This window comes from Winkia sp. C0117E2, assembly GCF_056590455.1.
Window position 1 is genome coordinate 1 of the sequence record NZ_JBWPWD010000003.1, and the last position, 26,085, is coordinate 26,085.

Below are 26,085 nucleotides of genomic sequence, written 5' to 3' on the forward strand. Positions count from 1 at the left end.
AAAAAAGAAAAAGGCGACCAGGGAGCCCCCCCCCCCCAATAAGGGAGCCCCCCTCGAATAGAGGCACCAGTTACACGTAATCAGCCTAGTTTTCGTGGCTAATGTGCTCTAGGCGAGCATCGGCGGCGCGCACAGGCAGCAGCAGTAGCAGCCCAACCAGCAGCACGAAACCGATCCCTAGAATGCCGAAGTAGGTGGCGTTCTGCAGCCCAGTAATCTTGCCGCCCAGCCAGATCGAGAACCCGAACATGGCCGGCGCCAGCGGGGTGGCCGCCCTACCTGTGGTTTGGTACAGACCGAAGACCTCGCCCTCGTTGCCTTTGGGAATACGGCGGGCCAGGAAAGACCTAGACGCCGACTGTGCAGGCCCAACCCAAATGCACAGGAATAGGCCTAGCACCCAGAAGACGACCTTCCCACCATCGTGCATGAAGAAGATGGCGAGGGCGGCGATCACCAGGGAGCTGAGCGACAACACCATCAGCGACTTGGGGCCGAATTTGTCGTCAAAGTAGCCCAGTCCGAAGGTGAAGATGCCGGCCACGACGTTGGCGGCGACGCCGAATAGAAGTACTTCGGCCGAGGAGAACCCGAACGTGGTGGCTGCAATCATGCCGCCGTAGGTGAAGACTCCGGAAAGCCCGTCTCGGAAGATAGCGGAGGCAAATAGGAAGTAGAGCAGGTGGGGCGACTTATGGAACAGAGTTTTTACCGTCTGCCACAGGTTCTTGTAGGACTGGATGAAAGATTCGCGTTCCATCTGATCGGCACCCGGCACCGCCCTGCCAGGAACGGCCTTCAGTACGGGCAGGTAAAGCAGCAGCGACCAGATTGCCGCTACTAGCATTGCCACGCGCACCGGCAAGCCATTTTCTCGGGAAACGGGAATGAGGGCGTCCTCGGAAATAAGCCCAAAGTTCAGTATGAGCAGCAAGAATATGCCCGCAAAGTAACCGGACGCCCATCCCAGTCCGGAGATGCGTCCAACGGTTTGTGGGGTGGAAACTCGTGGGAGCATGGCGTAGTAGTTTACGGAAGCAAATTCGGAAAAGACGGTTCCCAAACCTAGCAGGAATACCCCGAAGTACAGGTAGGAAGGGGTTGGTTGAACTAGTGCCATGGCTGCTAGAGCGGCCACCACGATCATCGAGAAGATCCCGAGCCAGGCCGTGCCTTTGCCGCGGCGATCGGCCCTCTGCCCGGTGATGGGGGCGGTGAGGGCGACGAGCAAGCCGGCAATGCCCATGCCGAAAGAGACCGCTTGGGTGGTGTGGTTTTCGGTGCCAAATCCTGAAGAGGTTAGGTAGACACTGAAAACGAAGGTAGTGGCAACCGCGTTGATTCCTGCGCTGCCCGCGTCCCACGCTGCCCAGGCAGCAACTTGCTTCTTGCTTATTGATCGGTTAGACACTAGCTCAGGCTATAACGAATAGGTGAACTGTAGGGATACTAATTGGTATCTGTTGGCAAATAGATGGGCCGGCGGCGGGGAAGTTACTCGGTTGGATATGCTTGAGCCATGAGCTTCGTTGTTCCTCGCGTGGGCATTGGCACTGATGTGCATGCCTTTTCTTCCGATCCTGAATGCGAACTATGGTTGGCCTGTTTGAAGTGGGATGGCCCGGGTTTGGAGGGGCATTCCGATGCCGACGTGGCTGCCCATGCCGCCTGCGATGCGGTGTTGCAGGCTGCGGCTTTAGGCGATTTGGGAACGAACTTTGGTACTGACCGGCCAGAATGGGCGGGTGCGTCCGGGGGCGCATTCCTGGCGGAGGTGGCGCGGATGGTTGCCGCGAAGGGGCTGCAGATCGGCAATGTGGCCGTGCAGGTGATTGGTAATAAGCCGCGGATGGGCAAGCGTTATGCGGAATGCAATGCGGCCATGTCGAAGGCTCTTGGCGCTCCGGTGACGGTTTCTGCTACCACTTCCGATGGGCTGGGATTTACAGGTAGGGGCGAGGGCGTAGCCGCAGTTGCTACGGCACTAGTATTTCCGAGGCAAGATGGCACACAAGAAGACTAAGCGTTCGAAGCGTTCCAGTGAATCGGAGCTGCTTCCGACTCGCATTGATACGGGGATGCAATTGGCGCAGGTGCGCCAGTGGGGGAGCGGATGGATGCTTTATTTGGACGGTGCCGAATCGTCTTTCATTGATCCTGACCGCCCCGAATTGTTGGAGTTTGAGTACCACCAGCACATGGATCTGCTGGTGCAGGTGGCGTTTGGGGATCAGCCGGTGCGGGCGTTGCATCTGGGTGGAGCCGGCTGTGCTTTGGCGAGGGCATGGGCAAAGACACGCCCTGGCAGTCAGAATACGGCGGTCGAGATCGATCCTGTTTTGGCTGAGAAGGTGCGTGAGTGGTTCGCGCTGCCGCGTTCGCCCTTGCTGCGTATCCGAGTTGGGGAGGCAGCGGCTGAGCTTGCCGCCACCCGCCCAGGCAGCTGGGATGTGGTGATTCGGGACGTGTTCGCGAACCGGGAGGTGCCGGAAGCGTGCGCTACCGCTGAATTTTTTGCCTCAGCAATGCGGGCTGTGGGCGAGGGCGTGTTCCTTGCGAACGTGACCAGTGCTGATGGCATTGGCAAGGCCAGAGAGCAATTGCAGCTGCTGCTTGACGCTGCCCATCACGCGCAAAAGCAGGCGGGGGTTACCGAGGTAGCCGGGCCGACCGTGGTAGCGGTGGCTGACCCGGCGGTGGTGAAGCGCGCTAGGCACGGCAATATTGTGCTTGCGGCCTGCGTTGGTGGCTGGGACGTGAACGACATAGATCGGGCGTGCCGCCGACTCCCACTGCCAGCCCGTTGCTACCGCGCTTTGTAGGCTTAGTCGGCCAGCAGTTCTACCAGTACTTCGGCGTGGTTCGTCTGGGGGAACATGTCGAAGAGACGGGCTCGGCGCAGCCGGTAATTGCTAAGGACTTGCAGATCTTTGGCCAGGGTTTTGGGGTTGCAGCTGGAGTATAGGATTCGCCTGGCTCCGCCCTCGTTTAGCGCTGTGGCAAGCTTTTTCCCAATGCCGCGCCGGGGTGGGTTCACTACGACGAGGGCGGGCTTTTCAGTTTGCGCCAACGCCCATTCGGTGGCATCGCCGGTTTCGAAGCGGGCGTGCAATCCCTGTGCTGTGGCCGCGTCGCGGGCGCACGCAATTGCCGCGTCGATGGCTTCTACGCCAGCTACTTCCCACCCCGCTTTAGCGAGGGTGAGGGCGAAGCCTCCCACTCCGCAGTAAAGATCCCAGGCTTTCCCGTCCGGGGTGCCTGCCCAATCGCGGGCCTGCGCGTACAGCCCGCGAGCAACGGTGGTGTTGGTTTGGAAGAAGCTGCGCCTATCGAGCTGCAGGTCGACGCCTACCGGCATGGTCAGGCGGGCACCTTCTGTAAGGGGAACTTCTTCGGCGCCCTCTAAAAGGGCAACGTGCTCCGGGTGCAAGTTGATGGAGGCCGCTACTAGCTGCGGCAATTCTGCCTGCAACCCGGCTAGAGCGCGCCGCAGCGGCACAATCGAAGCGGCGGTGCGGCACACGAACCTGACCTGCAGGTGGCCGGCAGGATTCGCGCTGACAATTACGGTGCGCAACTGGCCTTTGTGAGTGGCCGGATCGTAAGGCTTTAGGTCGGTCCTTGTCAGCGCCCTCCTGATGGGGGCGAAGGCGGCTCGTACCGGTGCCTCGTAAAGGCCGCATGCCGTTAGGTCTTGCACGCCCTTGCCGGGTGCGAGAATGCCTAGTTGGTAAGGGCCAGACCGGCCCTTTCGTCCTACAGCCAGCTTCGCCTTATTGCGAAATCCGCTTTCGGGGCCGCAGAAAGGTTCGGCCCAAAAATCGCCCTCGGGCAGCATTGCGGAAACTTTTGCCTGCTTAGAGGCAACTTGCGCGTCGTAAGGAGTGCCCATCAAGGTACACGAGCGGCACTTTCCGGCATCAAAGTAGGCGCACTGCATGTGAACTATATTAACCGCGCTTTAGTCTGCTTCGATACACTTGCACTGTGACTTTGAAACTTCATGACTCCAAGACCCGTAAGACCACTCCCTTCGAACCGGTAACGCCCGGGCAGGTGTGTATTTACGTCTGTGGGGCTACAGTGCAGGGCAGCCCCCACATCGGGCACATGCGTTCCGCCCTGGCATTTGACGTTGCCGTGCGCTGGTTCCTGCGTTCGGGATACAAGGTCACTTACGTGCGTAACGTGACCGATATTGATGACAAGATTTTGGCAAAGTCTATCGAGGAAGGGCAGCCCTGGTGGGCGCACGCCTACAAGTACGAGCAGGAATTTGCTAAGGCCTACCGCGATTTGGGCACCCTGACTCCTACCTACGAACCGCACGCTACCGCGCACATCCCTGACCAGATTGCCATGGTGCAACGGCTGATCGACGCCGGCCACGCCTATTCTGACGGGCAGGGTAGCGTCTACTTCGACGTGCATTCGCTAAAGGACTACGGTTCGCTCACCCACCAGCGGCTCGAGGACCTGGCTACTACCGAGGACGAATCTCAGATCGACCAGGACGTGGAAGCAGGCAAGCGCGACCCGCGCGATTTCGCCCTCTGGAAGGCTGCGAAGGACAGCGAACCTGACACTGCTAAGTGGGACAGTCCGTGGGGCAAGGGGCGGCCAGGTTGGCACCTGGAATGCTCGGCCATGTCGCGGCGCTACTTGGGCGACGAATTCGACATCCACGCCGGTGGCATCGACCTGCGTTTCCCGCACCACGAGAACGAGCAGGCCCAGTCGCACGGCGCTGGTTACGGCTTTGCCCGCCGCTGGATGCACAACGCGTGGGTAACCATTAAAGGCGAGAAGATGTCCAAGTCGTTGGGCAATTCCCTGATCGTCCAGAACATATTGGATCAGTACCCGGCCGTGCTGGTGCGCTTCACACTGGGCACGGTCCACTACCGTTCCACCGTCGAATACTCGGAAGATTCCCTGAAGGCTGCCGATGCCGTCTGGCAGAAACTGGCAGGATTCGTCACTCGCGCCCAGAAGGCCCTTGGTGGGGACGTGCTGCAGGATGTGCAGGCCCCTAGTGGGGACCAGGTGTGGCGGCACTGGTATGGCGCTGACTCTTCCTCGGCGAAACTGCAGGGCGTGCCCGTAACGGACGCTTTCGCCCAGGCACTGGATGACGACCTCAATGTGGCCGGCGCGCTCGCGGCAGTTCACGAGAAGGTCCGCGAAGGCAATGCCGCGTTGCAGAGCGGGGACAAGGACGCGCTACGAGAGGCAGTACTTTCCGTCCGCGCCATGTTGGACACGCTCGGCTTGGATCCGGCGGGCGACCAGTGGGGTGGCAGCCAGGTAGTGGATTCGCACGAGGGCGCCCTCGACACTCTGGTCGGCGAATTGATCAAGCAGCGTGGTGCTGCCCGCGCAGAAAAAGACTGGGCAACCGCGGATGCAATTCGTGATCAACTCACGGCAGCCGGAATTGTTGTCGAAGATGGAGCCGATGGAGCCCACTGGCACCTATCCTGACATGGTTCTTTAGGCCCACATAACTGAATAATTTGCCGCCTATGCTTCACGGTAGCGGAAAAGCGAGTGTGGTATAGGCGGCATTTAACTTTGCAAACTGCCTCTGGTGTGCGAAAGTTTTTCGTTGTTCGTAAAAAACTGACGAAAGGGTAGCGCCCATGAGCCAGGTTGCGTCCTCGCCCCGCCCTTCCCAGAAGATAGGGATTGTGTACGAAGGGGCTGGAGCCTCATTTGCTTTGATGGTTATCTGTTTCGCCGCATGGGGTGTAGCTGCAACCATGACGGACCCGATGGTCAAGGTATTCGGGTCGGTCTTTTCGATGGGCGCTTTCCAATCTTCACTGGTGCAGTCCGCCTACTACGGTGCCTATTTCTTCCTGGCTTTGCCGGCAGCGTTCTTGAACGCTCGGTTGGGTTACAAGGCGGGCGTAATAGTGGGGCTGGGCCTGGCTGCTGCCGGGGGCATGATGTTCTATCCGGCCTCGAAAGTAATGACCTTTGGCATGTTCATTGCTGCCCTGTTCACCCTGGCTTCGGGGCTATCCATTCTGGAAACGTCCGCGAACCCGTACGTGATGTCTATGGGGCCGGAACAGAATTCGACGCGCCGGCTCAACTTCGCGCAGGCTTTCAACCCGATTGGCGCCAACCTGGGCGTATTCATGGCCGCCACTTTTATCCTGCCCTACATTAGCCCGGCCACTCCCGCCCAGCGCGCGTCCATGACCCCTGCCGCCCTGCGCGCAACCCAGTCCGTGGAATTGCAGGCCATCATGGGCCCGTACCTGCTGCTGGCGTTGGTGTACGTGGTGATTTTGTTGGGCATCTGGTTTACCAAGCCCCAGTCCCACAGTGGTGGGAATGTGGAAGAAGAACAGCACGTTGCCGGTAACCCGGCCGATTCGCGGCTGATGCGGCTGATGTTCAACCGGCACTACAGCTTCGGGGTGGTGGCCCAGTTCTTCAACTTGGGCGCACAAACCTGCATCTGGACCTACACGCTGCACTACGTCACCGACGCCCTCGGCATCCCGGATACGAAGGGTGGCTGGTGGCTGCAGGGCTCTTTGCTGATCTTCCTTGTTTCGCGCTTCGTCATGGTAGCGATCATGGGTAAGTTCGATGCCCGCAAGCTGATGGTGCTGATGTGCACGGTGGGAGTAGTGCTCACCTTGGTTGCTGTTGCAACCGGCAACATTGTTGGGGCGGTATGTGTGGTTGCCCTGTCTGCCTGCCTATCTTTGCTGTTCCCCACCATTTACGGGGTAGCCCTGGAAGGGCTGGGGGCCGACACCAAGTTCGGCGCTGCCGGGTTGGTAATGGCAATCCTGGGTGGAGCCGTCATGCCCATGGTGCAGGGCTGGCTGCTGGACAAGACTTCGGCCTCTTTCAGCTACGTAATTCCCGCCCTGTGCCTCACTATTATTCTGGCTTACGCCATCTATGTGGTGCGCGTGCCGGCGCTGCGTCCTTCTGCCGAGGGCGGCTGCTAAAGCTAACGCAAAACGGATAAGTAACGTCCCGGGGATAAGCGAGAGATCCCCGGGACGTTTCTTCTTCTAAGGAATGGACTAGTTAGCGCAAACTAGGCCAGAGCTTTCAACGCGTTATACGAGCGGCGTGCCATCTCGATCGGGCCTTTGCCCTCTTCGGGTTCTCCGTCGATCATGATGTCCTGCTCAAGAACGTAGTAGCCGTCGAAGCCGGCTTCGTTCAGTGCGTCAACTACTGCACGGAAGTCGATGTCGCCTTCGCCGATGGGGGCGAACATGCCTGCGCGCACGCCCTCGGACCAGGTCAGTTCGTGTGGCAGTAGTTTGTCGGTCATGTCCTTGTGGATGTCCTTGGCGTGGACAATGTCGACGCGATCTGCATACTTTTGTGTTAGCTTGACGATGTCGGCGCCGCCGGCGGCTAGGTGTCCGGTGTCTAGGCAGAGGCCGATGGAGGATTCTGCCATCATCTTCTCGACCTCTTCGACGTTCTGAATCATGGTGCCCCAGTGTGGGTGTACGCAGGCGGTGACGCCGTCCTTGGCAGCCCTTTCCTTGATGCGATCTAGGTTATGGAACAGGGTCTTCCAACCTTCATCGTCTAGGACGGGACGGTTGTCGTAGCCTTCGCGGCCAGAATCGCATGCCAGGATCAGGTATTCGCCGCCGGCAACGCGGAAGGCTTCCAGTTCCTTTTCCACTGCGGGCATCGGATCGTAGTTGGGGTCATGCATGATGGCCAGGAAGAATGCGCCAACCGGTTTCAGGTCGAACTTCGAGATGGCTTCGGCACGGGCTTGCGCTTCAACGGGCAGCCAGCCTTGGGGGCCAAATTCGGTGGCAGTTAGGCCGATTTCTTTCATTTCAGTGAGTACGCGTTCCGGGCTCATCTGGTATCCCCAGTTCGGGACTTCGCATACGCCCCAGGAAATGGGGGCTCCGGCGATCTTCATTTTTTCCTTCTTCTATGTTCTGTAGTTTTTATAGGTGGATGGGTTTGGAGCCGTCGTGTGCAGATTCTTCTGCGGCTTCAGCAATGCGCAGGGCGGCAAAGCCGTCTGCGATCGAGGGCGAGATTTCTTCGCCGGCCTCTAGGGCGTCGATGAAGTGGCCCAGTTCGAGGGCGTATGCGTCCGCGTAGCGGTCCAGGAAGAAGTCCAGGTAGACGTCCTGGGCGTCTGTGACTTGGTTGTTGGAGAAGCGCACGGTGGTGGGGCGAATGTTCTCGGCGAACAATGCGCCGTCCTTGCCGAATGCTTCCAACCGCTGGTCGTAGCCGGAGGAGCAGTGGCGGGAATTGGTGATGGTTGCTACCGCGCCAGACTCTGCGATCAGAGTGATTACTGCGGCGTCGAAGTCGCCGGTGTCTGCCAGTTCGGGATCTAGGTTCTGGCCGACGGCCTGAACAGTCTTGATTGGGCCGAGCATGAACTGCGCGGTGTCGAAGTCATGAATGGTCATGTCCTTGAAGATGCCGCCGGAAACCGCAATGTATTCCTTTGGTGGGGCAGCTGGGTCACGGCTGATGATGGTTAGCTGTTCGATTTCGCCGCCGATCTTGCCGTCTGAAACAGCCTTTCGGACGGCTGCGAAGGCGGGGTCGAAACGACGGTTGAAGCCCAGCATTACCTTTGCGTCGTATCCTTCGATGGCCTTCATCAGTTTTTCTTCGTCAGCAGAGGACATGGCAATTGGCTTCTCGCAAAGAGCCGCCTTGCCAGCTTTCACAGCGGCGGTGATGTGAGCGACGTGTAGTGGAGTGGGGGAGCCGATAATTACGGCGTCAATGTCGTCTGCCTGGAATAGTTCCTCGGCGTCGGCAACTGCGCGGGCGTCGTAGGACTTTGCAAGTTTTTCGGCTGCTTCGATGACCGGGTCGGCGATTGCCACTAGCCGCGCATTAGGGTGGGCGGCCAGGGAGCGGGCGTGAACCTGTCCGATGCGGCCTGCCCCAATTAGACCGAAATTAATCATTGTGTCTCCTTATAGGTGAAATGGAGTTAGGGACTTTTGGAATCGAAAAAGGGGCTGATTCCACCTGGTGGTGTGTAAGCGAAATCAGCCCCTTTTTAGAACTTGTTACGGCTGGGGAAGGATGATGTCGCGAACGAACGCATCCAGGTTTGCGTTGTCGGCAAGGAAGCCGCGCAGGGTACGAACGGTTGCGCCAAAGGTGAGGAACTCATCCGGCTTCATTCCGTCAGGCTCGTAGGCGCGCCGGAATTCGTCGATGGACAGCAGAGTCTTCATAATGTTTTCGGGAACTGGGGCATCCCAGCGCTCCACCATGTCGGCGCCGCCATCGTTGATGCGCTTTTGCCACTTGAACGGTGGGGAGACGACTAGGTCGCCACCGACCAGTTCTAGGTAGTGGTTGACGTTGCGGAAGGCAGCGGCGAGCATGCGGGAACGGAGCCCGCGCTTTTCGAATTCGACTGCGGCTCGCTTGATGGCTGCGATGCCGGCCCATTCCAGGTGGCCTGGGTCGATTACTAGGCGCTCGCGTTCGGCAACGATCTTGATCCAGTCGTCGAGGCGGCCAACCATAAGGGTAACTACTGGCCACATCTTTGAGATGTCCTTGCCCTCTTCTTCGCGGCGCTTGAGTCCGCGTTCAATTGCCTCGCCGGCGGATACTGCCTGTGGCACGGTGAAGGATACGGTGACGTTGCAAACTACTCCGCGGTAGGTGGCTTCCTCTAGAGCTTCGATGCCAACTGCAGTGGCTGGGATCTTTACGATGATGTTCGGAGCCATCTCAGAGAAGTGGACTGCCTGCTCTACCAGCTTTTCGGCGTTGCGGTAGTTGGCGGGAGTGGTCTGCACGGACAGGCGGCCGTTCTTGCCATTCGATTCTTCAAAGGCGGGTTCAAGCAGCTTGGCGGCCTCGACTGACATGTCTTCGACGGTCTTCCAACCGATCTCGTTCTCGGTTGCCGTGGGCATCTGCTCGGCCAATTTCTTGATGTGTGGCCCCCATACGTCCGGGTGGGCTTTCAAAGTGTTGAGGGCGATTGATGGGTTGCAGGTTGCGCCCACGCCGCCCATTTTGATCGATTCGCTCAGTTCGTGCAGGTCGGAAGAGTCGTTCCAGAGGGCGGTTTTGGTCTTCTGGGATGCTTCGTAGAGCGGCCCGGGGGTGTATTCCTTCGTCATTGAATCTCCTGGTGGTAGTCAGGACTGGAGAGCCTGCGCTGGCGTCTCCGTGTGAACAATGACAATGGTAGGCAAAGTTAAGACAATATGTCAATACATTGTCCTAACAAAATAGGTTAATTTGCGTTTAGACTCATGGTAAAAGAATATAGTGAGGCCCGGTATATGTGAGCCCCATACTCAATTGCACGCCCTTCAGCGTCGTAGCCGATGCGCTCCATGGTCAGCACTGCGGCCCCGCGCGATTCCTTTAGCAATTCGGCCTCGGTTTGGGTGGCTTTGCGAGCGCTGATCTTTTGGCGGGCGGTGTGGGTTGAGACGGAGTTGTTCTTCATGGCCGCGTAGAGGCCATGCTCGCTGAGCTCGGCCGGCTTTGGGGCAATGTCCTCGGGAATGTAGTTGGTCAGAATTGCCAGCGGCTCATTGTCTGCAAAACGCAGGCGGCGAATATAGGCGACTGGCTGGTCTTCGGAGATGCCTAGCGAGATTGCGACATGGGCGGGAGGGGTCGTGATGGTGTATTCCAGAACCTTTGTGGAGGGTTTCTTGCCTGCGCGATACAAATCTTCGTACAGGCTGGTTAGTTCTAAATCGCGGTGGATAGCCTTTGGGGCGACGATGGTGCCGATGGCCCGTTTTCTAATTACGAGTCCAAGGTCTACAAGGTTTTGGAGGGCGCGGCGGGCGGTAGGGCGCGAGACGCCTAGCCGCTTAGCCATTGATAGCTCATCTTCGAGCCGGGTTCCTGGCTCTAGTTGCCCGCTGGTGATCAGTTTGCGCAACGGTTCGCTGATCTGGTGGTATAAGGGGACTGGTAGGGAGTGGTCAACCCTGATCTGTGGCGCAGCCGGAACTTTCCCTGGCATTGTCGATTTACCTCCAAATTGATTATTGAGGGCGAGTGCTCCTCGGGTGCCGCCGCTGGTGCATTTGGGACGCATAAAGCGTCGCTTTGGAAAAATGTAGCGGCAAACTCGCACAAAGCATAACCGTGTATTAACTGCGCTGCCAAGCGGGAAATTCGGTGAGCGGTAGGCGGTTGCGGATACTCTGCAGAGATCAGCCTTATTAATTGTACGTAAAAATGTATTTACAAACAAGTGAAGCCTGCTATTGTGTTACTCAACTAGGTGCTTGGTTGCAGTATGCTATGTCCCTACCCGTACAGGGGCACCCCGGGCCATCCGCGCAAGGTGGCCTCGGCTGCTGCTAGTGCCGAAGATATGAGAGGACGAGGATGTCTGATATTAGAGCGCAGTTGCCAGATGGGATGGTCCCGGACAAGGCGGCAGTAAGTGGGCTTGTTGCTCGTATTAAGGCGAGCGGAAAGCATCGCGCCCCTATCGTACTTGCGATCGTGGCAACCATTGGTTCATTTCTGTTTGGGTATGACACCGGCGTTATTGCTGGGGCCCTTCCGTACATGTATCTTCCCCATGCAGCTGGCGGCTTGGCGCTGACAGCCTTCTCGGAAGGTGTAGTCACCGCTATTTTGGCTTTCGGTGCAGCTTTCGGTGCTTTCTTTGGGGGGCAAATCAACGACCGCATTGGGCGTCGCCGCTCGATTTTGTTCCTAGCGTTCATGTTCTGCTTGGGAACGCTCGGGTGCACTTTCTCGCCAAACGTCATTGTCATGTATCCCTTCCGTTTTATCTTGGGGTGGGCAGTCGGTGGGGCCTCATCGACTGTTCCTCTGTATCTAGCGGAAACTGCTCCGAAGTCCATTCGTGGGCCGATCGTGGCATTGGACCAGTTCATGATCGTGTTCGGTCAGTTCATTGCCTACTCGATGAACGCTGTGATCGCTCACTACAACCACGCTCCGCAAGCTGTAGTTGGGAGTGATCCTTCCGGCACTTACCAGCGCGGTGATGTGGTCAGCTGGGACATTCTAAAGAATATGACGGATGTTGCCGTCCTGGAAGGCAATGGGCACGCCTGGCGCTGGATGCTCGTGTTGGCAACCATTCCTGCTATTGCGTTGTGGTTGGGAATGCGTGTCATGCCAGAGTCGCCTAGGTGGTATGCGACCAGGAAGCGTTATTACGAGGCGATCGCTTCGATGAAGCGTCTGCGTACTTCTGATGAAGAAGTTGCTGACGAAATGTGCGAAATGATCGATCTGGAGCGTGCAGAAGAGAATCAAGAAAAGTGGGGCTTCAAGCAGGCGTTCAAGACTAAGTGGACGCGGCGAATTATTTATATCGGCATTGTGCTTGGTATCGGAGACCAGCTTACCGGCATCAATACGGCCATGTGGTACATGCCGAAGATCCTTCACTCGGCAGGCTTTGCTACCTCGGATGCCATTACCTTGAACGTAGTTACCGGATTCGTCTCGGCGGTAGGGTCTTTGATTGGCATGTGGCTTGTAGGCAAGTTCATGCGTCGCCATGTGGGGATGGGCCAAGAGGCGGGTATTGCTGCTTCCTTGCTAGTCCTTTCCGCGATCTTCCACTTTGGGATCCAGCCTTACACGGATGAGGCGGGCAATATTAGCAAGGCGATTCCTGCCTACATTCCGTGGCTGGTTGTGCTGGTGGTTTCCCTCTTTGTGTTTGCCAAGCAGGCGGGCACGGTCAACTGGGTGCTCATGTCTGAGATTTTCCCGGCAAAAATTCGCGGTATCTCGCAGGGCATATCCGTAGGCGCACTCTGGTTCTTCAACGGAATTGTCGCAATGGTATTCCCCTCGATGATGGAGTTCTTGGGAGGGTCAAAGACGTATCTGATCTTCGGCCTCATCAATATTGGTACCTTCCTCTTCTACTGGAAGGTTGTGCCCGAAACGAAGATGTACTCTCTAGAGGAGGTCGAAGAACGCTTGCAGAAGCGCTTTTCGTAGGCAAACGCCCGATAGGGTTGTTTGTAAGAACAAAAGAACATAGTATTGAGATGTGACGTCGACGACGACGCGACGCTTCAAAGAGGTGGCGCCCAGCTCAAGGAAAGGAGAGGAAATGACTTCTAAAGCTAGAAATCTGACCGATCCTAGGTACTCGAAGCTGGCAGTCGGTGTCTGCCCTGACCAGTGGGGCGTTTGGTTCCCCCAGGACGAAAAGCAGATAGAGCCTCGCCAAGCCATGAAGGAAATGGCAGAGGCCGGCTTCGAAATCCTGGAAACTGGCCCCTACGGCTACTTCCCGACTGACCCGAAGGAACTCACCCGGTGGTGTGACGAATTCGGTTTCAAAGTTGTAGCTGGTACCGGCTGGGGTATCCTGCACAAAGCTGAGGCATGGCCGGAAACTGAAAAGACCTTCCGCGCCATCGCTGAAACACACGCGGCAGTAGGAGCCGAATACATCGTGCACCTACCTCCGCTGTACCGTGACGACAAGTCCTGGCAGTGGACCGATGATCGCGTCCTGCGCCCCGACGCCTGGAAGCTGTACGTGGAAAACGCCAACAGGCTGGGGCAGATGCTGCTGGATGAATACGGACTGAAGATGGTGTTGCACCCCCACGGGGATTCGCACATCGAAACCCCCGAAGACATTGACCGAATCTTCAAGGCCACGGATCCGAAATACGTGAATCTGTGTCTTGACACCGGCCACATTGTCTACGGCGGCGGCGATCCGATTCAGATGGTGCGCGATTACCCAGACCGCATCACCTACGTTCACATCAAGTCCTTTGACGTGGCCCTATCAAAGCAGGCGCACGTGGAGGATTGGCCGTTTGGTGAAGCTGTCGCTAAGGGAGCCGCGGTGCGTCCTCCAGCGGGCGCGCCCGACATGGTGGCGCTGATTGACGCCCTTTCCAAATTGGACAGGGATATCTATTGCGTGTGCGAGCAGGATTGTTACCCGTGCGCGCCGGATTTCCCGCTTCCGAATGCTATTAAGACTCGCGAATACTTGGCCTCTATCGGCCTGGGAACCCTGTAGGAGCATGCCATGACAGTAAGAATCGGACTAATTGGATGCGGCGGCATGGGCAGGGCTCATGTGGATCGCATAGTGAATGATTTGGCCGGCGCGAAGGTGGTGGCCGCGGCTGACCTGAACTTACAGGCTGCCGAAGAGGTCGCAGCCCAAGTAGGTGGGAAGGCCTACGGCAGCGGGGCAGAACTGATCGCGGCCCCGGACGTCGATGCCGTATTGATTGCGACCTTCGGAAAGGTGCACGCCCCTGACGTAATCGCCGCCGTCGAGGCGGGGAAGTACGTACTGTGCGAAAAGCCGTTGGCTACTACTGCCGAGGACTGCAAGAAGATCATGCAGGCCGAGGAGAAAGCCGGCAAGAAGCTGGTGACCGTTGGCTTCATGCGGCGTTTCGACCAGGGCTACAACCAGCTGAAGGATGCTATTGCCGAGGGCGGATACGGCCCGGTGCTGATGGTGCACAACCGCCACCGCAACCCCACCGTGCCCGACAATTACACTTCCCGGATGCTGATTGACGACACGGCCATCCACGAGATCGACACGATGCGGTGGATGACTGGCGAAGAGATTAAGGCTGTGCGCGTTGATCCCGTCCGCCAGACCAGCCGCGCCCACGACGGGTTGGAAGAGCCGATCGTGCTGGTGATGTACACCGAATCGGGAATCCGCTTGGATGACGAGGTGAACGTCAATCTGGGGTGGGGCTACTCCATCGAATGTGAAGTGGTCATGGAAAGCGCGGCAGCCAGGTTGGGCGACCAGGAAAAGACCGTTATTCGTGACGCGAGCGGCAACCGCAATGCCATCTGCAAATCCCACATAGACAGGTTCAAGGCAGCCTTCGATACGGAAGTGCAGTCGTGGATCAACGCGGTAGCAGAAGATCGCCACACCGGTTCTACTGCCTGGGATGGCTACGCCGCCACCTCGGTAGTGGATGCCGCACTTAGATCCCAGGAAGAGGGCGGCAAACAGATTGCCGTTGAGCTAATCGAAAAGCCTGCTTTCTACAACTAAACAATCAGGTTTGCTCGGCGCTGCCGCCTGCTCCGAGCGGCAGCAAAGAGTAAACCTGCCCCACAATCAAAAGCCGGAGCAAGCGCCATCGATGGCGCAGGCAGCGTAGCTGCCAGCCACGCATACCGTGCACAATGAAGGAAGGTTTTGTCGATGCGTAGGATACCGGAACCGCAGCTGGATGTACTTACCATAGGGCGTTCTGGCGTGGACATTTACCCGTTGCAGACGGGAGTCGGACTGGAAAAAGTCACCTCCTTTGGTAAGTTCCTGGGAGGCTCCCCCACTAACGTTGCGGTTGCAGCGGCAAAATTGCGCCACTCCGCCGCGGTAATCACCGGGGTGGGCGACGACCCATTCGGCAGGTACGTGCGCAGCGAAATGCGCGCCCTCGGCGTGTACGACACCTACGTGAAGACCAGCAAGACGCTATCTACCCCGGTCACCTTCTGCGAAATCTTCCCGCCAGACAATTTCCCGCTGTACTTCTACCGGCAGCCGAAAGCCCCCGATCTGGAAATTACCCCGGAGGATATTCCAGAGGACGCCCTGCAGAAGGCCAAGATCTTCTGGATCTCGGTAACCGGCCTTTCTGAAGAACCTTCCTTCGGCGCTCACATGCACGCCCTGAAGGCTCGCGGGCGCGAGCACTGGGTGATTGCCGATCTGGACTACCGCCCCATGTTCTGGGAAGACGAAAAGCTCGCCACTGAACGAGTGGGAGAGGCCCTCCAATACGTCAACATCGCTGTGGGCAACAAGGAAGAATGCCGCATTGCGGTAGGCGAGACGGAACCAGACCGGGCAGCAGACGCCCTCCTAGATCGCGGCGTAGAAATTGCCATTGTCAAGCAGGGCCCGAAGGGCACCCTGTGCAAGACCAAGGATCGTCGCATTGAAGTTCCAGTCACCGAAGTAGACGTAGTAAATGGGCTCGGGGCAGGCGATTCCTTCGGCGGCACCCTGTGCCACGGGCTGCTTTCTGACTGGGATCTACCAGAAATTATCTCGGCGGCATCGACGGCAGGTGCCCTAGTATGCACCCGCCTAGAATGCTCGACCGCTATGGCTTCCGAGCCTGAAATCCTCGACATGATGAGGGCGCACCCGGAGGCCGAACCACAAGTAACCGAGCGGAACTGACATGTCCATCATCGAAAAAATAGCTGATATTCGCGCAACTGAACCCGAAAAGATTGCGCAAACCCTTGCTAACCGGAAGAAGGGAAGCGTGCCCAAAGACGGGGCAATGCTGATCATCGCTTGTGATCACCCGGCACGCGGAGCGCTCAAAGCGGGTGCCGACAACACTGCAATGGCAGACCGCGAAGAACTGCTCTCGCGCTGTGCTGAAGCCCTCGGACGCCCCGGCGTACACGGTTTTCTTGGCACCGCGGACATGATCGAAGACTTGGCGCTGATGGGAGCCCTGGAAGGCAAGCTGGTTTACGGTTCCATGAACCGCGCCGGCTTAGACGGCGCCAGCTTCGGCATAGACGACCGCTTCAATTGTTACGACGCGGCCGGCGTGAAAGCCGCCGGGCTGGATGGCGGCAAGATGCTTCTGCGCATTCATTTTGACGATCCCGCCACCCCGGCAACGCTAGATGCGGCTGCGAAGGCCGTGAACGAACTAGCAGATGAAAAAGTTATGGCCATGGTTGAACCGTTCATCTCGGAAACAAAAGATGGGCGGATTGTGAACAACCTAGAGCCGCAGGCGGTGATTCGCTCCATCGCGATCGCCGAGGGCCTAGGACGGACGTCCGCATATACCTGGCTAAAGCTGCCATGCGTACCTGACATGGAAAAAGTCATGGCGGCTACTACTCTTCCATCGCTTATTCTGGGTGGGGAAGTTTCCTCAGATCCCGAAGCTGCGATGAATGGTTGGGGCAAAGCCCTGAAACTACCGAATGTCAAAGGCCTAGTGATCGGAAGATCGCTCCTATTTCCGCCTGACGGCGATGTCGCCAAGGCGGTCGATCAGACAGTGGAGATGCTATGAGTGACAACGAAAAGTATTTGAAAAAAGCCGGTTCCACCGCTCACGGACAGTTTGACACTGATGTCTGTCCCGAAATTGCAGGATGGGAATTTTCCGGCATCAAGGTACTGAACCTGCCAGCCGGCGGAAGTGAAGAGGTGGACTCTGATGGCGACGAATTGCTGGTACTGCCGCTGGAGGGGGCGTGCACGGTAAGTGTAGAGGGCAAGGAATATGAACTCGAAGGACGCGAGAATATTTGGACCGAAGTGTCTGACTACCTGTACATTCCTCGCGACACCACCTTCACTATCACCTCTAAAGAGGGTGGCCGCTTCTGCCTGCCCACTTCGCGCTGCAACGAGCGCCTCGAGGTGTCCTACTGGGGCAAGGAAGCCGTCAACACCTCCTTGCGCGGGGCTGGCCCGTGCTCACGGCAGGTGAACAATTACGCCCTCGGCAATGAGCTTAAGACCGACCACCTGCTGGTCACCGAAGTGTTGACCCCGGGCGGGAACTGGTCCTCCTACCCGCCGCACAAGCACGACGAACATAACGAGAATGAGCGCAAGCTCGAAGAGATCTATTACTTTGAGGTGCGTCCTGGCAAGGACGGTTCTGAAGGCTTCGCCCTGCAGCGCGTCTACCCGTCTCCGGGCCACCCGATCGATGTGTGCACAGAGGTGCGCACGGGCGACGTTGTGGTTATGCCCTACGGCTACCACGGTCCTTCCGCCGCCGCGCCTGGCTACGACCTGTACTACCTGAATGTGATGGCAGGCCCAGCCGAGGACGCAACCTGGCTAATGACCGACGATCCGGTCCACGCCTGGGTGAAGGAAACATGGGGTGAGCAGCAGGTAGATCCGCGCCTGCCCATGACAAAAACAGTAGAAAAGTAGGCAAACAACAATGAAGAGCGAACCCAAAGTTAGGCTAACCGTCGGGCAGGCAATTGTCCGCTTCCTGGTGAATCAGTACTCCGAGCGCGACGGTGTAGAAAAGCGCCTTGTGCCCGGCACCTTCGGTATCTTTGGCCACGGCAACGTGGCTGGACTGGGGCAGGCGCTGCTACAAAACGAGATCGATCCAGAACCGGACGGTGGGCGCATGAAGTACATCATGCCTCGCAACGAACAGGGGCAGGTGCACGCGGCGGCAGCGTTTGCGAAAGCTAACGAGCGTACGCAGTTCCTGGCTTGCACGGCCTCGATTGGCCCCGGCTCCCTGAATATGGTTACCGGTGCGGCGCTGGCTACGACCAACCGCGTGCCCGTGCTGCTGTTCCCGTCGGACATCTTCTCTACCCGGTTCCCGGATCCGGTACTGCAGCAGTTAGAGGATCCCACCAGCCTGGACGTGTCGGTCAACGACGCCTTTAGGCCGGTGTCTCGTTTCTTCGATCGCATCAACCGGCCCGAGCAGTTGATGCCCTCGCTGATGGCCGCTATGCGTGTGCTGACTGACCCCGCCGAAACTGGAGCCGTGACCATCGCCTTGCCGCAGGATGTGCAGGCGGAGGCCTACGACTTCCCGGAGGCAATGTTCAATAAGCGCGTCTGGCACCTGCGCCGGCCCGCTGTCTCGCCGGCGGAATTGGAGCGGGCAGTTGCTGCTATCAAGGCTTCCAAGCGGCCGCTCATCATTGCGGGCGGTGGCGTCAAGTATTCGCACGCCCACGAAGAGCTGCGCGAATTGGCTACGGCAACGGGACTGCCGGTTGCTGACACTCAGGCAGGGAAGGGCGCTATTACCTTCGATCACCCGTCCTCGGTTGGCGGCGTGGGTTCGACCGGTGGCGATTCCGGCAACCATCTGGCTGACAAGGCGGACCTGATCATTGGCATTGGTACCCGCTACAGCGATTTCACCACGGCGTCGCGGACTCAGTTCAAGAACCCCGATGTCCGTTTCGTCAACATCAACGTGACTAGCTTCGACGCGGCGAAGAACTCCGCGGTGATGGTAGTTGCAGACGCCCGCGAGGCCCTGGTTGCCCTGAAGGACGCCCTTGCCGGATACAGGGTGGACGAGGACTACGCGAAGGAAATTGCGGCTGAGCGCGAAGCTTGGATGAAGGCCACTGAAAAGTGCTACCACCTGGACCATGGTCCGCTGCCGGCTCAGACCGAGGTCTTCGGCGCTTTGAACGAGATGCTTGGCGAGCGCGACGTGGTAATCAACGCCGCTGGTTCTATGCCGGGTGATTTGCAGGCGCTGTGGCAGGCCAAGTCCGAGATCCAGTACCATGTCGAATACGCCTTCTCGTGCATGGGCTATGAGGTTCCTGCCGCAATGGGCGTGAAGCTGGCGCTGCCTGACTCCGAGGTAGTAGCCATAGTGGGAGATGGCACCTACCAGATGCTGCCCATGGAACTGGCTACCGTGGTGCAGGAACGCATCAAGGTTATTTACGTGCTGCTGGAAAACCATGGTTTCGCCTCCATTGGCGCTCTTAGCGAGTCGCACGGTTCGCAGCGCTTCGGCACCCGCTACAGGGTGGGGGATGGCAACGCCCATAACGAGGACGGCGAACTGCTGAGCGTTGACATTGCGGCCAATGCCGAATCGTGGGGGCTGGATGTGCTTCGAGTGCACTCCATCGCGGAATTCCGCGATGCTTACGCGAAGGCAGCTGCCTCTGACAAGGCCACCATGATCTACATTGAAACGGATCTGTACGGGCCTAATCCGCCGGCTTCGTCCTGGTGGGACGTGGCGGTGTCGCAGACTTCCCGCCTTGATTCGACCAATGAAGCTTACAAGGAATACATCGAATACAAGGACAAGTATCAGCGGCATTACTGGTAAAACCCCCAGGAAGTAGCTTTCTTGGGTTCGCTCGAAAATGCCCCGACGCGCAAGCGTCGGGGCATTTTCCTTTCTCACCCCGGACTTGGGGCCCGGGTGTGGGTGGCCTGGCATTTGGCCCAACAGCAATGTAGAAGGGTGAAGAATGGCGAAACCCGTGCTCACAATAAAAGCGTATTGATAGGACAAACTGTTGAATGGTAGGACAAAAGACCGTAGTATGGGAGCAAGAGACCGAAGCAATTAGAGGCTCTTAGCAGACTTAAAAAGCAACTCATTGGGGAGATACTTTTATGACTTACGTTGTCAAGCCTTGGATCGGCGGCAAAGCCGTTGACGGTAAGGGTGGAAAAGTAGATATCGACAACCCGGCTACCGGAGAAGTCATTGGGACCTTGGAGCTGGTAAGCCCCGAGCAGGTAGAAGAAGCCATCGCTTTGGCAGACAAGGCGCAAAAGGAATGGCGCAACAAGTCGATTCCGAAGCGGCAGGAAGTGATGTACAGGTTCCGGCAGCTAGTCATGGACGATATTGACAATATGGCGCAGCTGTCGGTGGACGAACATGGCAAGACCTTGTCGGATGCGCGCGGAGAGATTCAGCGCGGCCTGGAAACGGTCGAATATGCATGCAACATTGGCGCCAATTCCAAGGGGCAGTATTCCTACAACGTAGGTACCAATGTCGATCTGAAGGTCATCCGGCAGCCTCTGGGCGTAGTAGCCGGCATTGTGCCGTTCAACTTCCCCGCCATGGTCCCTATGTGGATGTTCCCGCTGGCATTGGCCACCGGAAATGCTATTGTACTAAAGCCTGCCAACGCTGTTCCCTCTGCTGCCTTTGATATGGCGAAGAAGCTGAAGGAAGCAGGTCTTCCCGACGGGCTATTCTCGCTGCTGCCTGGCGACAACGAGATCACGAACGTCATGATCGACAACCCGGCCGTGCAGGGAGTGTCCTTTGTGGGCTCTACCAAGGTTGCCAAGCTGGTGCAGAAGCGAGCGATCGAAGCTGGCAAGCGGGTGCAGGCTCTTGGCGGGGCAAATAACCACGCTATGGTGATGCCTGATGCCGATCAGGAATTCGTAGCAAAGTGGCTGGCTGCAGCCGCATTTGGTGCTGCCGGGGAGCGGTGTATGGCACTCTCTGTGGCGGTGGCTGTAGGCGAGGCTGGCGATGGCCTGGCCGAGGCGGTAAAGAAGCAGGCTGCCGAGATTGCTATTCCGGGGCAGGGGAATGACAAGAAGTCCGGTTTTGGCCCGGTCATCTCGAAGGCCGCCCAGGAGCGCATTATCTCTTGGATCGACGAGGCGGAAAAGATGGGCGCCAAGGTTGTTCTGGATGGACGCAAGCAGACGGTGGAGGGCTACGACGGCGGCTACTGGCTGGGCCCAACCATTCTCGAGGACGTTCCGCTAGAGGCCAAGGCATACTGTGAAGAGGTATTTGGCCCGGTACTGCTGATTCAGCATCGGGACTCCTTTGATGAGGCGATTGAGCTAATGAATGCCCAGACCGTCGGCAACGGCTCGGCTATCTTTACTAATGACGGCGGGGTTGCCCGGCGTTTCGAGCACGAGATTGAGGCTGGCATGGTCGGCATCAACGTGCCAATCCCAACCCCGGTTGCCTACCACTCTTTTGGCGGCTGGAAGGATTCGCTGAACGGCGAGCACCACATTCACGGGCCCGAGGGCGTCGAGTTCTACACTCGCGCAAAGGCGATCACTTCGCGCTGGCCCTCCGAGGACGGCGTCCACGACGCGACGCTGTCTTTCGAAAAAGAAGACTAATTTAGCCTAGCGAATAGGGCCTGACCAGGGAGTAAATCTCTGGTCAGGTCTTTTTAAAGGTGTCCGCGCAGGCCGCGGCAAGTCAGGGGAGTGAAAAGACAAACCTGAACTATTCCTGAGAGTTTATGTAAAATGATTTTTATGGCTAGGAAAGTAACCCAACAGGACGTTGCAGATCTGGCCTGCGTCTCTAGGGGCCTCGTGTCCATGGCGCTTCATGATTCCCCAAAGATTCGCCCCGAAACCAAAAAGCGTGTAGCCGAGGCGGCAGCGAAGCTTGGGTATCGGCCCAATGCTGCGGCGGCAATGCTGGCTTCTTCTAAATCTGGGCTTGTGGGGCTGATCCTGCCCAATCTGTCTAATAGCTTTTACGATTCTGTGGTGTCGGGGGCGCGTACGGTAGCGAAGGATGCGGGGAAATTGGTGCTGGTTGCGGACACTGGCGCCGAAGCAGCTACCGAATTGTTCTCGGCCTGGAAGTTTGTTGATTTGGCCGTGGATGCGCTGATCTTGGTTAGTCCTATGCAAACCAAGGCACAGTTGATCGAGCTAGGGCGAAAGGCGCCGCTGGTAGTGGTTGGCCGGCCTTCTCCGGATCCGTGCGTGCCGGCGGTGTATGCCGATCCCAATCCCATCATGGAACAGATGGTTGGCCACTTGTATGAGGCGGGGTGGCAGCATCTGGTCTACGTTAATTATTCCGAGGACGCGGGTGAACTGGGGGCGCGCGATCGACGTGATGCGTTCCGTGCAAGCGTGAAGAAGAACAAGGCGATCACCTACGAGCTGACGATGGTAAGTCGGGATGGTATTGGGCGTCTTATAGATACTCGAATCGAAAAGCACGAGAGCGTTGCCTTTGTGGCCCATAACGACATGTTGGCGCTGTCGCTAATGTCGGGGCTAACCGTGCGGGGCCTGCATGTCGGGTTGGATGTGGGCTTAGTTGGTTATGACAATATTCCAATAGCTGCCGCCCCCGAAATTGACCTGACTAGCGTCGATCAAAAGGGGTTCAATCTAGGGTGCTTGGCGTTGCTGCGCGCGCTTGGCGGTCGCAAAGAGCAGCAGTTGGTCGAAGAGGGAAATCTGATCGTCCGCTCGTCCTCGCGAGGCTGAATTTACATTTTTGAAAAAATGATATTACAAAGCGTTGACGCGCGTTAAAAACTTTGGTAGCGTGAAAGTCAACGAGACAGGACCCGGCCATTGGGTGCCCAAGCAGCACATTCTCAAAGAAGAGAGAGACGAAATGGCAAAACCACTATCCGTAGCAGTCATAGGTGCTGGCATGGCGGGAGCAACCCACGCCAATGCCTGGCGGCAAGCAACCACCGTCTTCGACACCAATCTTCCCCCAGTCAGACTGGCAACGATCGCCGATGCCTACCTTCCTTTCGCGCAGGATGCTGCAAAGCGGTACGGCTACGAAAAGGCTACCGAAAACTGGCGCGACATTCTGGACGACCCCAGCATCGACGTGGTTTCGATTGTGGTGGGAAACGCCCTTCACCGCGAAATGGCGGAAGCACTGGTGAAGGCTGGAAAGCATGTTCTTTGCGAAAAGCCGCTGACCGACAAGATCGAGGACGCCAAGGCGCTCGCGGAACTAGAGAAGTCGGCTTCAGTACAAACCGGTACGGCCTTCGGGTACCGGTGGTCGCCCTCGATCGCGAAAGCGGCGGAGCTGGCGAAGGAAGGTCGCTTTGGGAAACTGGTGAACTTCACCGGCACCTACCTTTGCGACTATGGCTGTGATCGCAATGCGCCCTTGGCCTGGCGCTACACCGGTCCGATGGGGTCGGGAGCGTTGGGCGACGTGGGCTCGCACCTGCTGAACACCGCCGAGTTGGTGTGCGGCAAGATTAAGGCCGTGTCTGGGGCCGGGTTTGCCACCGTCATCAAAGAGAGGCCGATTGTCGCCGGGGCGCAGGCGCTGCAGCGCGGCAAGAAAGTGCAAAGCGCCCAGATGGGTCCGGTGACCAACGACGATGTGGCGGTCTTTACTGCTTCTTTCGAAAGTGGGGTAGTCGGGTCCTTTACCTGTTCGCGCGTTGCGTTGGGACATCCCAACTCGCAGCGCTTTGAGGTCTACGGCACTGACGGGTTCGCTGCCTTCGACATGGCGCGGGCCGGGGAGCTTGTGGTACAAACCCGTTCAGATGACCCAGACATTGCGGGGCCGCGAGTGGTTCTTGCTAACCCGGATTTCCCGTATTTTAGGGCGGGATCGTCAATGGCCTTCGGCGGGGTGGGAGTAACCCAGATTGACCAGTTCATCTACCAGGCGCATGCTTTCTTAGGCCAGGTCGCTGGGGTAGACACTGGATTGCCCGCAGTGCCTTCTTTCGAGGCCGGCTACCGGGCAATGCGAATCCAAGAAGCAATAGTGCGCTCCGCCAATGATGGCGGGGCTGAAGTAACGATCCGATAGGACAAAGATGTCACTCAAACTTGGGGCATATACCGCATGCCTACATAACTACGATTTGGCAGAAGCTTTGGACATCCTGAAGGGGTATGGCCTCGATGGCGCGGAAGTGAACGTGGGCGGTTTTATTCCTTCCCCACACTGCCACGTTGACCTGCTAGTTTCTTCAGAAACTGCGCGCGAGGAATATAGGGGGCTGTTTGCTGATAAGGGGATGCAGATAACCGGGATGAACTGTTCGGGCAACGTTCTGGATCCCCTCTCGGACGTCGGGCCGCGCCATCACTACGACTTGAAGAGGGCGATCGAGTTGGCCTCCAAGCTGGGGGTGGACGAGATTGTGTGTATGTCGGGCGCACCCGGTTCGGACCCGGATGCAAAGTATCCCTCCTGGGTGGTAAATCCGTGGAACGGCGTTTACCTAGAAGTGCTGCACTACCAGCAGTCCGTCCTAGATAAGTACTGGAAAGAGATGGACAAGAGGGCGGCTGATGCGGGAGTGAAACTTGCGTGGGAGTTGCACCCGCACAATACTGTCTTCACCCCGGTGGGCTTCATGAATTTCCTTGAGCGAGTGCAGCCAACAAACATAGGCGTAAACATGGATCCGTCGCATCTGATGTGGCAGGGCATGGACATCTTCAAATGCATCGATTACCTCGGCGAACATATTTACCACGTCCACGCCAAGGATACGAAGATACTGCCGGATGTCGATGTACGGGGTGTGCTCGATGACAACTTCACCAAGTGGCCTGATGAAAACCCGTATCCGTCTGGCATGGCCCACTACTGTTCTACTTGGGCAGAGCCGGCGCCCTGGCGGTTCGTAGCTGTTGGGAATGGGCATAATACCGACTGGTGGGCAGAATTCCTGCGGCACATCGAGGCGGTAAACCCAAACATGAACGTCAATATTGAACATGAGGACCCATTCCTAGACCAGTTAGCCGGCATTGAAGTGTCAGCGAAGACGCTGCTGGCGGCCAATAAGGGCAAGTAGGAAGGTTCTAGCTAAAAGGAGTAACAAATGGTAGATATCGCCCTTGATCCAAATATGTACTACTTTTCCATGTCGGTGCCCGATACGCTTCGCAAGGCGCGAGAGCTGGGGTATGACAATGTGGAGCTTTCCCCCAACGCGGACTTCCACTTTTGGCACCACTACCCAAAGGCAGATGACGACTACGTTGCCGACCTGATGAAGGCTTCCAAGAAGACAGGGGTGCGTATTCGCACGCTCAATCCGGTGTTCAACTGGTCTTCTGTGGACGAGCAGGAGCGCATGGCACAGGTGCGCAACTGGCGGCGGCTACTGGAGATCGCCGATCAGCTGGACTGTCGCGAGATCACCTCGGAGTTTTCTGGGAATCCGAACACCCCCATGGAATGTGAACACCAGTGGTACAAGTCCATGGCAGAACTGGAAGGTGACTTCGAAAAGTACGGCATCGCGCTGAATATGGAAGCCCACCCCTACGACTTCGTCGAGACTCACGATGCAGCATTGCGTCTGGTGCGCGGGGTGAATAAGGAGTGGGTAAATTACGAATACTGTTGCCCGCACACCTTCCACCTGTCCGAAGGTAAGGGAGATGTGGAGCGGATGTTGCGCAGTAGTGGGAAGAAGCTCAGGGAAGTGCATGTTGCCGACGTCTTCAATCACGCTGCTAACGACGGCAACCGCTACATCATTAACCCGCCGGGGGTGGACGCGCGCGTGCACCAGCACAACGAGATCGGGAAGGGCGAGGTAGATTGGGACGCCGTCTTCAACACGTTGCACGACATGAACTTTGACGGGGTGCTGAGCGTATGCGTCTTCGGCTGGCATGAATGGGCGGACCAGATTAACAAGCGGATTCTGGAGCGCTTGCAAAAGGAATTCGCTTAGGGGGTTGCCTATAGGTCGCTGATTTGTTTCTTCCACATCGCTTTGGCGGGGGCAGGGCACTGTCTCCGCCAAAGGCGCATGTGCGCCGTTAATGCTGGTGAGAGGGGAGTCTAGGTCTTAGGGCCT

22 protein-coding genes are annotated in these 26,085 nt (G+C 57.7%); 16 read left to right on the top strand and 6 right to left on the bottom strand.

The features are described 5' to 3' along the window. Positions 1-85: 85 nt before the first annotated feature. Positions 86-1,411 carry an MFS transporter gene (locus tag AC1EKG_RS04480; RefSeq protein WP_004806933.1) on the bottom strand — a complete coding sequence of 442 codons (1,326 nt, stop codon included), beginning with the start codon at positions 1,409-1,411 and terminating at the stop codon, positions 86-88. Between the two features lie 108 nt (positions 1,412-1,519). On the opposite strand from AC1EKG_RS04480, the gene ispF reads away from it, so the two are divergent. Both ispF and AC1EKG_RS04490 read left to right on the top strand, forming a co-directional pair. After that, complete coding sequence (gene ispF, locus AC1EKG_RS04485) at positions 1,520-2,023, top strand: 2-C-methyl-D-erythritol 2,4-cyclodiphosphate synthase (RefSeq protein WP_004806931.1); 504 nt, start codon at positions 1,520-1,522, stop codon at positions 2,021-2,023. Then, the gene (locus AC1EKG_RS04490) at positions 2,004-2,822 is read left to right on the top strand and encodes a spermidine synthase (protein ID WP_004806929.1); all 819 of its coding nucleotides are present in this window, start codon (positions 2,004-2,006) and stop codon (positions 2,820-2,822) included. Before ispF ends, AC1EKG_RS04490 begins: the two co-directional genes overlap by 20 nt. Positions 2,823-2,824: 2 nt before the next feature. Here the strand turns inward: AC1EKG_RS04490 and AC1EKG_RS04495 are convergent, their stop codons facing one another. Next, positions 2,825-3,892 carry a methyltransferase domain-containing protein gene (locus tag AC1EKG_RS04495; protein ID WP_278614281.1) on the bottom strand — a complete coding sequence of 356 codons (1,068 nt, stop codon included), beginning with the start codon at positions 3,890-3,892 and terminating at the stop codon, positions 2,825-2,827. Between the two features lie 95 nt (positions 3,893-3,987). Here AC1EKG_RS04495 and cysS point away from each other — a divergent pair, with 95 nt between their 5' ends. Both cysS and fucP read left to right on the top strand, forming a co-directional pair. Continuing rightward, positions 3,988-5,484 carry a cysteine--tRNA ligase gene (gene cysS, locus AC1EKG_RS04500; RefSeq protein ID WP_004806925.1) on the top strand — a complete coding sequence of 499 codons (1,497 nt, stop codon included), beginning with the start codon at positions 3,988-3,990 and terminating at the stop codon, positions 5,482-5,484. Positions 5,485-5,642: 158 nt separating this feature from the next. Then, a complete protein-coding gene (fucP, locus tag AC1EKG_RS04505; protein ID WP_004806923.1) occupies positions 5,643-6,977 on the top strand; it encodes an L-fucose:H+ symporter permease in 1,335 nt (444 codons plus the stop codon). Between the two features lie 92 nt (positions 6,978-7,069). On the opposite strand, the gene AC1EKG_RS04510 is transcribed toward fucP, so the two are convergent. The 4 genes from AC1EKG_RS04510 to AC1EKG_RS04525 all read right to left on the bottom strand — a co-directional run bounded on the left by AC1EKG_RS04510 (position 7,070) and on the right by AC1EKG_RS04525 (position 10,999). Beyond that, complete coding sequence (locus AC1EKG_RS04510; protein WP_004806921.1) at positions 7,070-7,930, bottom strand: sugar phosphate isomerase/epimerase family protein; 861 nt, start codon at positions 7,928-7,930, stop codon at positions 7,070-7,072. Positions 7,931-7,958: 28 nt separating this feature from the next. After that, positions 7,959-8,951 (bottom strand): inositol 2-dehydrogenase, encoded by a 993-nt coding sequence (gene iolG / locus AC1EKG_RS04515; RefSeq protein ID WP_004806920.1) that lies wholly within the window; start codon positions 8,949-8,951, stop codon positions 7,959-7,961. A gap of 105 nt (positions 8,952-9,056) precedes the next feature. Then, positions 9,057-10,133 (bottom strand): transaldolase family protein, encoded by a 1,077-nt coding sequence (locus tag AC1EKG_RS04520; RefSeq protein ID WP_004806917.1) that lies wholly within the window; start codon positions 10,131-10,133, stop codon positions 9,057-9,059. Between the two features lie 116 nt (positions 10,134-10,249). Continuing rightward, positions 10,250-10,999, bottom strand: coding sequence for a GntR family transcriptional regulator (locus AC1EKG_RS04525; protein WP_004806914.1), 750 nt, complete (start codon positions 10,997-10,999; stop codon positions 10,250-10,252). 371 nt (positions 11,000-11,370) lie between these two features. On the opposite strand from AC1EKG_RS04525, the gene AC1EKG_RS04530 reads away from it, so the two are divergent. From AC1EKG_RS04530 to AC1EKG_RS04585, 12 genes are all read left to right on the top strand, one after another. Then, complete coding sequence (locus AC1EKG_RS04530; RefSeq protein ID WP_004806912.1) at positions 11,371-12,978, top strand: MFS transporter; 1,608 nt, start codon at positions 11,371-11,373, stop codon at positions 12,976-12,978. 115 nt (positions 12,979-13,093) lie between these two features. After that, positions 13,094-14,026, top strand: a complete 933-nt coding sequence (locus AC1EKG_RS04535) for a TIM barrel protein (protein ID WP_048706613.1) — start codon at positions 13,094-13,096, stop codon at positions 14,024-14,026. A gap of 9 nt (positions 14,027-14,035) precedes the next feature. Then, on the top strand, positions 14,036-15,043 hold the full coding sequence (locus AC1EKG_RS04540; RefSeq protein ID WP_004806908.1) for a Gfo/Idh/MocA family protein: 1,008 nt from the start codon (positions 14,036-14,038) through the stop codon (positions 15,041-15,043). Positions 15,044-15,196: 153 nt separating this feature from the next. Further along, a complete protein-coding gene (iolC, locus tag AC1EKG_RS04545) occupies positions 15,197-16,186 on the top strand; it encodes a 5-dehydro-2-deoxygluconokinase (RefSeq protein WP_004806906.1) in 990 nt (329 codons plus the stop codon). A 1-nt stretch (position 16,187) separates the two neighbouring features. Further along, a complete protein-coding gene (locus AC1EKG_RS04550) occupies positions 16,188-17,051 on the top strand; it encodes a Cgl0159 family (beta/alpha)8-fold protein (RefSeq protein ID WP_004806904.1) in 864 nt (287 codons plus the stop codon). After that, on the top strand, positions 17,048-17,932 hold the full coding sequence (iolB, locus tag AC1EKG_RS04555; RefSeq protein ID WP_004806902.1) for a 5-deoxy-glucuronate isomerase: 885 nt from the start codon (positions 17,048-17,050) through the stop codon (positions 17,930-17,932). Before AC1EKG_RS04550 ends, iolB begins: the two co-directional genes overlap by 4 nt. Positions 17,933-17,942: 10 nt before the next feature. After that, on the top strand, positions 17,943-19,841 hold the full coding sequence (gene iolD / locus AC1EKG_RS04560) for a 3D-(3,5/4)-trihydroxycyclohexane-1,2-dione acylhydrolase (decyclizing) (protein ID WP_004806900.1): 1,899 nt from the start codon (positions 17,943-17,945) through the stop codon (positions 19,839-19,841). 293 nt (positions 19,842-20,134) lie between these two features. Continuing rightward, positions 20,135-21,634 (top strand): CoA-acylating methylmalonate-semialdehyde dehydrogenase, encoded by a 1,500-nt coding sequence (locus AC1EKG_RS04565; RefSeq protein ID WP_004806897.1) that lies wholly within the window; start codon positions 20,135-20,137, stop codon positions 21,632-21,634. A 141-nt stretch (positions 21,635-21,775) separates the two neighbouring features. After that, positions 21,776-22,753 carry a LacI family DNA-binding transcriptional regulator gene (locus AC1EKG_RS04570; protein WP_160309214.1) on the top strand — a complete coding sequence of 326 codons (978 nt, stop codon included), beginning with the start codon at positions 21,776-21,778 and terminating at the stop codon, positions 22,751-22,753. 133 nt (positions 22,754-22,886) lie between these two features. Beyond that, positions 22,887-24,068 (top strand): Gfo/Idh/MocA family protein, encoded by a 1,182-nt coding sequence (locus AC1EKG_RS04575; RefSeq protein WP_004806892.1) that lies wholly within the window; start codon positions 22,887-22,889, stop codon positions 24,066-24,068. Positions 24,069-24,075: 7 nt separating this feature from the next. Then, positions 24,076-25,068: a sugar phosphate isomerase/epimerase family protein gene (locus tag AC1EKG_RS04580; RefSeq protein WP_481067754.1), complete on the top strand. Its 993-nt coding sequence runs from the start codon at positions 24,076-24,078 to the stop codon at positions 25,066-25,068. A 27-nt stretch (positions 25,069-25,095) separates the two neighbouring features. Next, on the top strand, positions 25,096-25,959 hold the full coding sequence (locus AC1EKG_RS04585) for a sugar phosphate isomerase/epimerase family protein (protein WP_004806887.1): 864 nt from the start codon (positions 25,096-25,098) through the stop codon (positions 25,957-25,959). Positions 25,960-26,085: the final 126 nt, after the last annotated feature.

What these genes read in the sequence shown, in the direction of transcription:
- AC1EKG_RS04535 (WP_048706613.1), top strand. Translation starts at nt 13,094, where the DNA reads ATGACTTCTAAAGCTAGAAATCTGACCGATCCTAGGTACTCGAAGCTG.
- AC1EKG_RS04520 (WP_004806917.1), bottom strand. Translation starts at nt 10,133, where the DNA reads ATGACGAAGGAATACACCCCCGGGCCGCTCTACGAAGCATCCCAGAAG.
- iolD (WP_004806900.1), top strand. Translation starts at nt 17,943, where the DNA reads ATGAAGAGCGAACCCAAAGTTAGGCTAACCGTCGGGCAGGCAATTGTC.
- AC1EKG_RS04540 (WP_004806908.1), top strand. Translation starts at nt 14,036, where the DNA reads ATGACAGTAAGAATCGGACTAATTGGATGCGGCGGCATGGGCAGGGCT.
- AC1EKG_RS04585 (WP_004806887.1), top strand. Translation starts at nt 25,096, where the DNA reads ATGGTAGATATCGCCCTTGATCCAAATATGTACTACTTTTCCATGTCG.
- AC1EKG_RS04510 (WP_004806921.1), bottom strand. Translation starts at nt 7,930, where the DNA reads ATGAAGATCGCCGGAGCCCCCATTTCCTGGGGCGTATGCGAAGTCCCG.
- iolC (WP_004806906.1), top strand. Translation starts at nt 15,197, where the DNA reads ATGCGTAGGATACCGGAACCGCAGCTGGATGTACTTACCATAGGGCGT.
- ispF (WP_004806931.1), top strand. Translation starts at nt 1,520, where the DNA reads ATGAGCTTCGTTGTTCCTCGCGTGGGCATTGGCACTGATGTGCATGCC.
- AC1EKG_RS04495 (WP_278614281.1), bottom strand. Translation starts at nt 3,892, where the DNA reads ATGGGCACTCCTTACGACGCGCAAGTTGCCTCTAAGCAGGCAAAAGTT.
- AC1EKG_RS04575 (WP_004806892.1), top strand. Translation starts at nt 22,887, where the DNA reads ATGGCAAAACCACTATCCGTAGCAGTCATAGGTGCTGGCATGGCGGGA.
- iolB (WP_004806902.1), top strand. Translation starts at nt 17,048, where the DNA reads ATGAGTGACAACGAAAAGTATTTGAAAAAAGCCGGTTCCACCGCTCAC.
- AC1EKG_RS04490 (WP_004806929.1), top strand. Translation starts at nt 2,004, where the DNA reads ATGGCACACAAGAAGACTAAGCGTTCGAAGCGTTCCAGTGAATCGGAG.
- AC1EKG_RS04570 (WP_160309214.1), top strand. Translation starts at nt 21,776, where the DNA reads ATGGCTAGGAAAGTAACCCAACAGGACGTTGCAGATCTGGCCTGCGTC.
- AC1EKG_RS04530 (WP_004806912.1), top strand. Translation starts at nt 11,371, where the DNA reads ATGTCTGATATTAGAGCGCAGTTGCCAGATGGGATGGTCCCGGACAAG.
- fucP (WP_004806923.1), top strand. Translation starts at nt 5,643, where the DNA reads ATGAGCCAGGTTGCGTCCTCGCCCCGCCCTTCCCAGAAGATAGGGATT.
- AC1EKG_RS04580 (WP_481067754.1), top strand. Translation starts at nt 24,076, where the DNA reads ATGTCACTCAAACTTGGGGCATATACCGCATGCCTACATAACTACGAT.
- iolG (WP_004806920.1), bottom strand. Translation starts at nt 8,951, where the DNA reads ATGATTAATTTCGGTCTAATTGGGGCAGGCCGCATCGGACAGGTTCAC.
- AC1EKG_RS04565 (WP_004806897.1), top strand. Translation starts at nt 20,135, where the DNA reads ATGACTTACGTTGTCAAGCCTTGGATCGGCGGCAAAGCCGTTGACGGT.
- AC1EKG_RS04525 (WP_004806914.1), bottom strand. Translation starts at nt 10,999, where the DNA reads ATGCCAGGGAAAGTTCCGGCTGCGCCACAGATCAGGGTTGACCACTCC.
- AC1EKG_RS04550 (WP_004806904.1), top strand. Translation starts at nt 16,188, where the DNA reads ATGTCCATCATCGAAAAAATAGCTGATATTCGCGCAACTGAACCCGAA.